Origin of the sequence: Chthoniobacter sp. (assembly GCF_040003245.1) — a bacterium.
Classification (GTDB): Bacteria; Verrucomicrobiota; Verrucomicrobiia; order Chthoniobacterales; family Chthoniobacteraceae; genus Chthoniobacter.
In genome coordinates this window covers 1-10753 of the sequence record NZ_JBDUCX010000235.1, presented here as the reverse complement: position 1 = coordinate 10753, position 10753 = coordinate 1, and the positions used below count along the sequence as shown (strand labels likewise).

6 protein-coding genes are annotated in these 10753 nt (G+C 63.8%); 2 read left to right on the top strand and 4 right to left on the bottom strand.

Annotation, left to right across the window (positions count from 1 at the left end):
• Window positions 1-371: 371 nt before the first annotated feature.
• Window positions 372-2030, bottom strand: coding sequence for an arylsulfatase (locus tag ABJF10_RS24745; RefSeq protein ID WP_348547301.1), 1659 nt, complete (start codon window positions 2028-2030; stop codon window positions 372-374).
• 141 nt (window positions 2031-2171) lie between these two features.
• Here ABJF10_RS24745 and ABJF10_RS24740 point away from each other — a divergent pair, with 141 nt between their 5' ends.
• Together ABJF10_RS24740 and ABJF10_RS24735 are read left to right on the top strand one after the other, a co-directional pair.
• Window positions 2172-2534 (top strand): cupin, encoded by a 363-nt coding sequence (locus ABJF10_RS24740; protein WP_348547300.1) that lies wholly within the window; start codon window positions 2172-2174, stop codon window positions 2532-2534.
• A gap of 65 nt (window positions 2535-2599) precedes the next feature.
• A complete protein-coding gene (locus ABJF10_RS24735; protein ID WP_348547299.1) occupies window positions 2600-4306 on the top strand; it encodes a transglutaminase-like domain-containing protein in 1707 nt (568 codons plus the stop codon).
• A 26-nt stretch (window positions 4307-4332) separates the two neighbouring features.
• Here the strand turns inward: ABJF10_RS24735 and ABJF10_RS24730 are convergent, their stop codons facing one another.
• From ABJF10_RS24730 to ABJF10_RS24720, 3 genes are all read right to left on the bottom strand, one after another.
• Complete coding sequence (locus ABJF10_RS24730; protein WP_348547298.1) at window positions 4333-5829, bottom strand: twin-arginine translocation signal domain-containing protein; 1497 nt, start codon at window positions 5827-5829, stop codon at window positions 4333-4335.
• The gene (locus tag ABJF10_RS24725; RefSeq protein WP_348547297.1) at window positions 5826-8627 is read right to left on the bottom strand and encodes a hypothetical protein; all 2802 of its coding nucleotides are present in this window, start codon (window positions 8625-8627) and stop codon (window positions 5826-5828) included. Before ABJF10_RS24725 ends, ABJF10_RS24730 begins: the two co-directional genes overlap by 4 nt.
• Before the next feature lie 242 nt (window positions 8628-8869).
• The coding region (locus ABJF10_RS24720) for a HEAT repeat domain-containing protein (protein WP_348547296.1) at window positions 8870-10753 on the bottom strand (1884 nt) is incomplete at its 5' end.

Sequence of the window (10753 nt, the reverse complement as noted above, 5' to 3'; positions counted from 1 at the left end):
TCGAGGTGGGATCGAGGTGGGATCGAGGTGGGATCGAGGTGGGATCGAGGTGGGAGGAGGAGCGGGAGCGCGGGGAGTCCACTGGGAGCGGCGGTTTTCCAACCGCTGGGTGTCGCACCAGCGCCCCCCCTGAAAAGATGGCGCTTCGCGGCTGGCTCGGTCGGGGATTGGGAAATCGCCGCTCCCAGCGGGTGCCGTCCGAGGCGTCGGTGGCGGTAGATCTGGGTCGGATGCGTGCACATGGCCCCATTGAAACATACCTCGCGCTAAAAAGTGCATCGCTCCATTGGTTCCATTGGCTCCATTGCGGAAAATCCATCCGCTATGTCTCATTTCCGCTGATATCAGCGTGAAGAATTCGCGATCACTTCCTAGTCCGCTTCCTTCTTACCCTTCCCGGCTTTGCTCTTCATTTCGGGGGTGGCGTCTTTCAGCGCCAGGGCGCGATACTCCTCCGTCTGCTTCTCCCACTGGGCCGCCATGTCCTTGAGACGTTCGGGTTGGGTGCTGGCCAGGTCGTTTTGTTCGCCGCGGTCCTTGCTCAAGTCATACAGTTCCCACGGGCTCTTTTCGCCGGCGGCGACGATCTTCCAGTCCCCGACGCGCAGGGCGCGGTTGCCCTCGTGCTGCCACCAGATCGAAGGGTGCGGGATCGTAATGTCCTTCGCCAGCGCGGCGGCGAGGCTTCTGCCAGGCGGCGTCGGCGTCGGTTGCCCCTCCCATGTGTCGAGACGCTTTCCACCGACGATGTCGAGCAGAGTCGGCACGACGTCCACCAAGTGCCCGGGCGTATGGCGCAACTCACCGCGCGCGGCGATACCCTTCGGCCACTCCACGATGAGCGGGGTGGCGATGCCGCCTTCATGGGTCCAAGTCTTGTGACGGCGGAAGGGCGTGTTCGCCAGGCTGGAAAAGCCGGGGCCGAGGCAGAGGAAAGTCTTGGCCGAACCGGGAGGCGCGCTGGGATCGTGGCCGTCGCCGCGCACCATCATTTCCGCACTGGCGCCGTTGTCGGAGAGGAAGAGGACGATCGTGTTCTCGTACGCGCCCATGGCCTTGATCTGCGCCAGCACGCGGCCGATCTCCTGGTCCATGCGGTCGACCATCGCCGCGTGGATGGCCATCTTGGTGGCCTGGAAGTCGCGTTGTACGTCCGTGAGATCGGCCCACGGAACGGGACGATCAATTTCCCCGGGGCCGAGCAGGGCGACATCCTTGGGGAAGGCATAGGGCGGGCCGACGCTGCGCTCGATGGGAGAGAGCGCGCAATCCACGATCCCCATCGAGCTCAGGCGCTGCCACCGCTCCTGGCGCAATACGTCCCAGCCCTTGCGGAAGCGGTCGCGGTACTTCGCGATGTCCTCCGGCCGCGCCTGCAGCGGGAAGTGCGGGCAGGTGAAGGCGAGATATTCGAAGAACGGCTGGTCCGAGTATTTCGCCGCGTGCTCCTGCAGGCACTTGATGGCGTGATCGGCGTAAGCGGTCGTCGTGTAATAGCCGCTGTCGGGTTTCACCGGCGGCAGTTTTTGATCATCCTCGAACAGGTTCTGCGGGTTGAAATTATGGTTGTGGTCCTCGATGTCGTAGGAGTGGTCGAAGCCGTTTTGCAGCGGTTTGCCGTCCACATGCCACTTGCCGGAATGGTAGGTGCGATAGCCGAGCTGCTTGAGCATTTCCGGGAGCAGCTTCGCCCAGCCGGGGCGGATGCCGCGTCCGCCGCTGATCACGCCCGGCACGGTATCGCGCCGGATCTCCTGCGCGTAGTAGCCGGTGAGCAGCGCGCCCCGCGAAGGCCAGCAGCGGGCCGTATTGTAAAATTGCGTAAAGCGCAGGCCACCCTTGGCTAGGGCGTCGAGATTTGGCGTCGCGACTTCGCCGCCGTAACAGCCGGCATCGGAAAAGCCCATGTCATCCGCGAGGATGATGAGGATATTGGGCTTCGAAGGTGCGGCGGCCCACGCCGTAGCCGCTGCGGCAAGGAGGGCGAGAGCGAAGACGGCAGGACGGCGGAGTATTGCGAGGGAGGCCATAGGGGAGAGCGTTGAAACTGTCAGGAGAGCGATGCGTTGCGCAATTCTTGAGGTCAATCTGGGGCGAGGGGAAAACTTGGGAGGCTTGAATCGGTTTGTTTGGCCTTGTCTGGCCTTGGGAAGCCAATTGAATCAGGGTCTATGCCTACGTTGATTGAGAAGCCGACGCAGATCGAGGCGGCTGGGAATAAACCGAAGATCATCCAGGAATTCATCGGACACGTAAACTCGGGCACACCGCAGGTCAGCGTGGCGCGGATGCGCAGCCCTTCGGGCTGGGTGGAGCCGGGACAGACGCCGGAGTTTGACGAATACACGGTGGTGCTGGCGGGTGCGTTGCGCGTAGAGTCACGGGATGGAGTTCTCGACGTGGGCGCGGGGCAGGCGGTGATCACGCACGCCGGCGAGTGGGTGCGCTACAGCACGCCCCATCCGGACGGCGCGGAATATATCGCGGTGTGCCTGCCCGCCTTCTCGCCCCATACGGTGCATCGCGACCTATGAGTGGCGATGTGGATTGCCGCGGAGATTGACTTAAAGAGTGCGCAATTATTAGCTGCTGCCACCCCATGAACACGGCTTCCGGCTCCGCACGTTGGCGCACGGTGATTGGTTTGGTCTTCGCGATATTCACCATGGCGACGCCGGCGCCGGCGACATGGATCGAACTGCACGACTTCAACGGCTGGTGGGCCGACGACATGCAGATCGGCGCCGTGCCGAAGATCAAGGAAGTGGTGGGCAAAAAGATGAAGCTCAGCGATGTCGCCTTTGCTCCGTCGGGCGATTGGGTCCTGCTTTTCGGCGGGAATGGATGCTGGACGAGCAACGTGGGCCTGCCCGCCTGCCAGAAGATCATCGGACTGCAATCCGGCGCGCACACTTTCAAATGCGTGGCCTTCACGCCGGGCGGCGGCTGGGTGCTGCTCTACGACCAGAACGGCTACGCGTTTGAAAACATCCCGCCGGAAGCACAGAAGGCGCTCGAACGAGTGGCGGCGGCGGGGGGCACGCTGAAGTGGATGGCCTTCACGCCCAATGGCGGCTGGTGTCTGCTGCACGGGAAAAACGGCTACGAGGCGCGCGGCGTCGGGGAGGAGTGTTTCCAAAAAATCAAGGAGACGGCGGCCCAGGGCAGCACGCTCGAAACGGTTTCCTTCGCGCCCGCTGGAGGCTGGACTCTTTTCTTCGACAAGGGCGGCTTTTTTGCCGGGGGAATTCCCAAGGCCGCTTTCAATCGGTTGGTCGAAGTGCAGAAGACAGGTGCGCCGCGCTTCATCGCGTTTGCCTCCGCGGCGGCGCAATTTGACCCGAAAGCGACATACGTGCTGGAGATGAAGCCCGCGCGTTATATTCACGCCACGCTGAGCACGGGGATCGCGCTGCCCAACGGCCAGGTCGACGAGTGGTTTCTCTACGCGCCGGAGGCGCCGAATCTCCCAGGCCAACGCGAGATGAAAACGACCTTCGAGCCGGCGGCCCAAGTCGTGCGCGACGAGAGCCCGCTGAAACGGCCGTTCATGCTCGCGCGGGTCACCGATCGTCGGAAGGAAGTGCAGACCATGCTGACGATCGATGGCACGCTCTATTCGCGGCAATTGCGTAGCCTGCCGCAGGGGCAGAGCGCGCCGGAGGTGAAGGATCTCTCGCCGGAACAGGTGCAGCATTTCACCCGGGTCAGTCCCACGAGCGACATCGAGACGCCGACTTTTCGCGAATGGATGCGGAACAACGGGCTCACGCGCGCGGCCGGTGAGAGCGACCTCGTTTTTGCGCATCGCGTGTTTGCCTTCATCAAGCACCACAACACCTATCAATGGCCGACCGAGAATCACACCGCGACGCAGGTCTGCACCACAGGCCAGAGCGACTGCGGCGGGTTATCGGCGCTCTTCACCGGCGTGATGCGGGCGAATGGTATTCCTGCGCGCTTGCTCGGCGGGCGCTGGGCGTCATCGCAAAAGCCGGGGAACAAAACCGGCGATTACGGAAACTGGCATGTGAAGGCGGAGTTCTTCGCGCGCGGCGTCGGCTGGGTGCCGGTGGATGGCTCGAGCGCGCTGGCCGATCCCAATGGCGAGAACACCTTCTTTGGGAATGATCGCGGCGACCACGTCGCCTTCATGCTGGATGAAGACGCGGTGGTGAATTCCTTCATCACCGGCCCGCAAAAGGTGCCGCTGCTGCAGGGCATCATCTATTGGTGGCGCGGCAAAGGAAACGGCAAGGACACCCGCTTCGACGAACTCTGGACCGTGCAGCAGGAAAAACTGTAAGGCGGGCGCTCTCGGGGAGCGTTCGTTTAAACTGAGTGCCCGCGCATGCGGTCGAGGATGTTGCGGGTGATGCGTTGCACACGGGCGTCCGGGCCGAGGGGCTCGGTGTAGACCTTGGGGCGGACGTAGCCGGGCGGGGCGCTAAGGCCGTCGGCCCACCAGCAGGTGGCGGCGTTGAAGACGATGTTGCCTTTGGGGCCGGGATAGAGAGTGGCGGTGTAGGTGCCGTCGTTGAGTTTGCCGGGCGCACTTTGCGTGGGGCCGGTGGCGATGACTTCGAGGCCGGGAATCGGAGCGGGATCGCCGTGCCATTCCCAGCCGATGAGGCCGGGAATGCCGTCGCCCTTCTTCATGCCAGTGCCCTCGTAGATCCAATGCTCCGGTTGCGTGCAGATGAAGTCGGCGCCGCCGGTCACGGGGCCGGTGCTGTGCGCGCCGGTGAGTTCATTGGCGTACGGGCGTTCATGCGCAAGGTCGCTCATGTGCTTGAAGTCGCGGGTGCCGTGCGGCGGGCCGAAGACACCCACCCGCTCGAAGCCACGCACTTTCTCGGCGAAGGCCACGCGGCCGCAGACCGCGTTGCCGGAGAAGAAGCCGGCGTTCACCCCGGCAGCGACGGCGGCCTGGACGTTGTCGAACATCTCGCGGGTCCAGTACTCATCGTGCCCGACGCTGAGGAACGCTTTCGCGCGCCGCAATCCGCGGGCATCGAAATGGGTGTCGAGATTCGAGATGTAGCTCACATCGTAGCCGAGCGATTCCATCCAGAAGGCGAAGGGGAACTCCCAGAGCAGGAACTCGCCGGAGCCCGTGGAGAGCGGCGCGTCCATGATCTGGCAGTATTTGCCGTAGGGGCGGTTGTAGCTGACCTGCACGCCACCGCCCCAGTACCAATGCTCGGTGCCGTCGTCGTAGAGCGCAAACTGCGACGGCCAGCGGTTGTAGGCCTGCCAGGTGTTATCGCTGCACTGGAAAAGGAAGTCCGCCGCGCGGTCGTCGCGGACGATGAAGATGACGTAGCTGTCGGTGCCATCGAGTTCGGCAGTGAGCTTGCCGAGATAGACGCCGCTCGTCCAATCGGCCGGGATGCGCAGTTCGGTACAGGCTTCCCAAGCGGTGTTGCACAGGCGCTTGGGACCGATCTCGGGATCCGCCTGCGTGCGCCCCTCGAAGCGGCCGAGCGAACGCATCAGGCGCCCGCCCGTGCCGCCATAGTAGCCGAGGCGAAAGACATCGAGCTTGAAGGGCGACGGCGGGCTCGTGCTGACGTGAAAGGTGATCGTCTCGCCGGCCCGCACGCTCGACTTCGACGCGTAGCCCTCGATCCACGGGCAGCGATATTTGCTTTCCGTCTCAATGCGCGGGTGGGCGAGCATCCAGTCGCGCGTCCCGGGTTGCGAATTCTCGCGCTGGATGGGGTTGTCCGCCGGCGTGCCGATCAGCGATCCCGGCAGCAACACGGCCGCGCCCAGACCGGCGGTCCGCTTGAGGGCATCACGACGAGAGATTTTGAGCGGGTTCACTTTCGACTGCGGAGGTAGGCGACGAGGTTGAGCAACTCAGGCTCAGTCAGCGTCTGGTCGAGTCCCACGGGCATGAGGCTGGTGGGCAACTGCGTGTCGGCGGTGATTTGCTCGTGGCGGATGTTGTGTTCCTGGCCGCCGATGTCGACCAGCAGGATGCCTTCCGCGGTGTGGCTCTTGATGATGCCAATGAGCGTCTCGCCACCCGCGCACTCGATGGCATGGGCCTCGTAATCGCGGGCCAGCGTGGCGCTGGGAAAGATGACGGATTCCAGGATGTCAATCTCGCGCCGGATGGAGCCGATGTGCGAGAGGTTCGGCCCGATCGAGCGGCCGACGTCGCCGATCTGATGGCAGGCGATGCAACTGCCCCGCCCGGTCTCGAAGAGCTTCTTTCCTTCCTCGGGTTTCCCTTCGGCGATGGCTTTCTCCGACAGCGGCCCGAGCCGGCGGCGCTGGCCCTCGACCGCGGCCTCGGCCTTATGCAAGGCGGGCAGAAGCGTCTGCTCGAAGATCTCCGGCGGGTAGGATTGGTAGAGCGTGCGGAAGACACTTTCCTGCACTGAAGCAAGCACCGGCGAATTCACCAAGGCTTGCGCGAATGCTTTACCCACTTCCGGGTCCTTGCCCTTGCTCACCGCGCGGATCGCCTCGCGCAATTCGACGGGGCCGAGGGTGGCGAACTGCGGGGCGAGAGCCATTTGCTGGTCGTGCGTCAGCGCGGCCGAGCCGAGCATGGTGGCGGCCTGGATGCGGGCGCTGGCGGGCGCTGCTTCGTTACCGGCCGTCTTGAGCAGGAGAGTGAACGACTCGGGCTCCAGCTTTAGCCCGCCGGCCATCGCGTCGAGAGCGTGCAAGCGCAGGGTCAAAGACTGCTTGTCGTCCCTGGCGAGTCTCTCCAGCGCGGCGCGGAACTGCGGGTCGTGGAGTTTTTTGACCGCGGCGAGGACACCCGACAGATCGCCCGGCGCGGCGGACTCCAATTGCGATTGCAGCAGCGGGAGCCACGCGGGCTTGCTGGCGGTGCCCGTTTGTTGGGCCACGGCGTGCCATGCGACGCGTCGGACGGGAAGCGAAGCGTGCGCGAGCATCTTGCCGAGTATTTCCTGCGCTGCCGGCTTCGCCAATTGTGGACCGACCACCGCTTCGAGCACGCGCAGGTGAGCGTCCTCGAGGGTGGCACCCTCCAGCCAATGGGCAAATTCGTCGTGCAGCAAAGTGACGCTGTCGGGCTGACGCGCGACCACCTTGATCGCGGCCGCGGCAAGGTCGTGGTCCGGAGAAGAGAAATAGCGGGTGGCCAGCGTCACGATCTCGCGCGCGTTCGCGGCGCCATTCGAGCCCTGGTCGCTGAGCAGCAGGAGACGTCGGACGAGCAACGGATTTTGCGCCTCGCGTAAATTGGGTAACAACGGGAGATCTGTGCGCAGCGCGGCAAACATCGCACCGTGCTCCACGGCCGGCTCCAGCGGCTCCGCAAGCAAGGCGAGGAGCGCCTTCGCGGTCTTTTCGCCACCGATGCGGCGCAAGGCAATTTCATCGCAAGCAGCCAAGCGCTCCTTGGGCGATGCGGAAGTCAGTGCGGCGATCAGTTCATCCTCGCTGCGCGGCGCGGTCCTGGCGACGGGCGGCGCAGTGGGCTCCGCTTTCATCCGGCCCGGGCGCTTGATGCGATAGACCGCACCCATGATCTCCGGCTTGGCGGTGAGGCTCGACGGGCAACCGATGCGGAACCATCCCCCGGTATCGAGGACGAGCAATGAGCCGTCGCGGTCCTCGATGACATCGGTGAGATGCGCATCGGGCGAGTTGAGCTTGAAGAACTCGTGCTCGCGTGTGCGGTAGGTCGCGCCATCGGGGATCAGTGCCATGCGCGCGACCCGCTGCGTGTTGAAATGGGTGATGAAGATCTGCCCTTTCCACTCGGGATTGAGAGCGCCGCTCTGCAGCAGGCACATGCCGGAAACGGCGACGTGGCCAAAGTTGTGAATGACCGGCAGATCGACGGTGCGGGGCAGGCCGGCGATGGCCTGGAGTTGATCGGGGCGCGGATAGACACCGCCGTAGAGCCAGTGAACAAGCACGTCGCCGCGCGGCTGGCTGTAGAAGAGATTGACCGCGCCGATGATGTCGCCCGCGGGCGTGAAGACGATCTCCACGGGGTTGTCGGCGCTACCCAAGGAATGCCACTGGATATCGGTGCCATCGGGATTGCAGGACCAGATGCCGGAGGCGAGACCGTCGTGGACGAGCGTGCCGTCTTTCTGCACCACGTGATGGCCCTTGCGACCGTGGCACCAATAGAGGCGGCCATTGATGGGATTGAGAAAGGGGCCGTGAATGTCGGCGGCGTTGCCGGTGTAGTCGAAGCCGCCGACGATCATCTCGCGCTGGTCGGCGACGCCGTCGCCATCGGTATCGGTGAGTTTCCAGATACCAGGGGGCGAGGCGACGTAGAGCGAGCCGTTGAGCCAGCAGGCACCTTGCGGAAAGGTCATCTTATCGGCGAAGACGGTCACCTTGTCGTAGTGGCCGTCGCCCTTGGTGTCGGTGAGTTGGAGGACGCGATTGGGAAGCTGTTTCTCGAGTTCGTCTTTCTTGAGGTTCAGGCCGGCGGCGTCGCCGACGTAGAGGCGGCCGCGATCGTCGATGCAGCCCATGATCGGGTGGCGGACGAGTGGCGCGCCGGCGGCGACCTCAAGGGTGTAGCCGTCGGGCAGCGTGGCGGGGGGGATGTCGGCGGCGAGGAGGCTCGAGGTAAGGAGGGCGAGCAGCGGAGTGAGGAGGGAAGCTTTCACGACGGGAATGCGAAAACGTAAAGTTATCATCGGTTTTATCCGAAACGATGAAATTCCTTTGACGGGTTTTCCCGGGGTTCTCGGAGGAGTCTGCGAGATGCCTACGGGTTACCAGGCAAAAACCCGTCGCCCTGTCGGCAATGTCGCTGGTTAAGCGACGGGATCCTTCGACTTCGTTACACTCCGCTCAGGATGACACGCAAAGAGGGGGGCGATGAGGCCCTGTGATGAACCGCGACGCTCTACTTCGTCTTCTTCTCCAGCGGGTTCTCCTTCAGGATTTCGTCCACCATGTAGAAGATGTTGCGGTCCTTGATTTGCTCGCGGACGCGCTTCACGTCCTCGGCCTTGACGAAGTTGAGGTCGTTGCCGAAGGACTGGCGGACAAAGGAAATGACGGCGGCGATTTCCTGGTCATTGGCGAGTGGGCCGAAGCCGGGCATCGGCGGCGTGTTCTTCACGGGACCGTAATCCTTGCCCTGGAACTTGAGCGGGCCGTAGAGACCCTTGAGCGCGATCTTGATCATGCGCTCGTCGTCTCCCAGCCACTCGCTTTTCGCGAGCGGCGGATAGATGTTCTCGATGCCCTTGCCGTCGGCTTGGTGACACGTCACGCAGTGCGCGTCGCGATTGAAGACCTCATGGCCAAGGTCATACATCTTCTGTTCGTCGGCGGTGAGTTTTTTGCGGGTCGGACCGTACTTCGCGTCGGGCACGGCGCGGAGACGCGCGGCGAGGATGGGATCGCTCTTGATGAGGTCCCCGGCCTCGGGCAGCGAGCCGAGCTGCTTCATCGTCTCGCGGAAGCAGTAGTCGATGTAGTAGTCCTTCTCGGGCATAACGACCTTGGCGAGTTCGATGGCCTTGGGCACGTCCTGGCCCTTGACGAAGCTGAGCGCGCGCACGGCTTCGAGACGGACGCGGGGCGCGGGGTCGCGGATGGCGGCATCGAGCAGCGCGAATGAGTTCGGCACGCGGTCGCTCCAGTAGCAGAGGACGCGCACGGCCTGGGCGCGGGCCCGGGGCTCGGGAGATTTCAGCACGGCGTTGAGCAGGCCGAGGTTCACGACATTGTGCCACTGGTGGACCCACAAGGCCTCGAGACGATTGTGCTCGTAGTTCGGATCCTTCTTGTCGAGCGCCTGCTCCCATTTGTCGACGGCGGCGATGACCTGCTTCGTGTCATGCGTGTCGAGTTCGATCTTGGCGCGCTGGCGCACGTTGTCCTCGTGCTCCTTCAAAAGCTCGAGCAGGTTTTCGATGCTCTCGCCGTAGATCTTCTTCGGCTGGAGCAACGGACGCGAGGGATAGGTGATGCGGTAGATGCGGCCATGCTGGTGATCGCGGTTCGGATCGCGCAGGTGATGCTGGAGGTGGCCGATGAGCATCTGCGACCAGTCCAGGAAATAGAGTGAGCCATCGGGCGCGACGGCGATGCCGCTCGGGCGGAAGTCCGGATTGCCCTCGTGCTCGTCGTCGCCGAGGAGGCCCTCGACGAGAGGGTCAATCGTCTCGCCCTTGAGCCCCGAGCCGTCCTCGGAAATCTTCGCGCGGAAGATGCCCTGAAACCCGATGACGTTCGTATTCAGGAACTGCCCCTGCCAGTCATCGGGGAAATGGCCGCTGCTGAGAATGTTTGTGCCAGGGGTCGGGCGCGAGGGGCGGTTCCAGAACTGCTTCATGCTGGGATGCGCGCCGCTGTCGAGGTGGCCGCTGAAAGCCGGCGCGAAATACGACGCGTTGCCGGTGGCGTCGGTGATGATGTCATTGCCCCAGTAGTCGAACACGCGCCCGTGCGGATTCGCGAAACCGTAGGGCACGTAGCGCTCGAAGTTCGACGTGCGCGGCTCGAAGCGATAGATCGCGCCGTTCACATTGCGCACCGGCCCGTTGAGCGTCTCGACATTCGTGCGATGGAAAACGCCGTCGCTGAAATACACCGCGCCGCCCGGCTCGTAGCAGATCGAGTTCGTCTCGTGATGCGAGTCCGCGGCGTCCAGACCGGTGACGATGCGCTCCTTCCAGTCGGCCTTCAGCCCCTTCCCGCTCGTGTCGCGCAGGAACCACATGTCCGGCGACTGCATGACGATCACGCCGTCCTTATAGAGCTGGAAGCCGGTGGGGCA

Excerpts from the sequence above, each read along its gene's own strand:
- ABJF10_RS24745 (WP_348547301.1), bottom strand. The coding sequence starts at position 2,030 with ATGGCCTCCCTCGCAATACTCCGCCGTCCTGCCGTCTTCGCTCTCGCC.
- ABJF10_RS24740 (WP_348547300.1), top strand. The coding sequence starts at position 2,172 with ATGCCTACGTTGATTGAGAAGCCGACGCAGATCGAGGCGGCTGGGAAT.
- ABJF10_RS24735 (WP_348547299.1), top strand. The coding sequence starts at position 2,600 with ATGAACACGGCTTCCGGCTCCGCACGTTGGCGCACGGTGATTGGTTTG.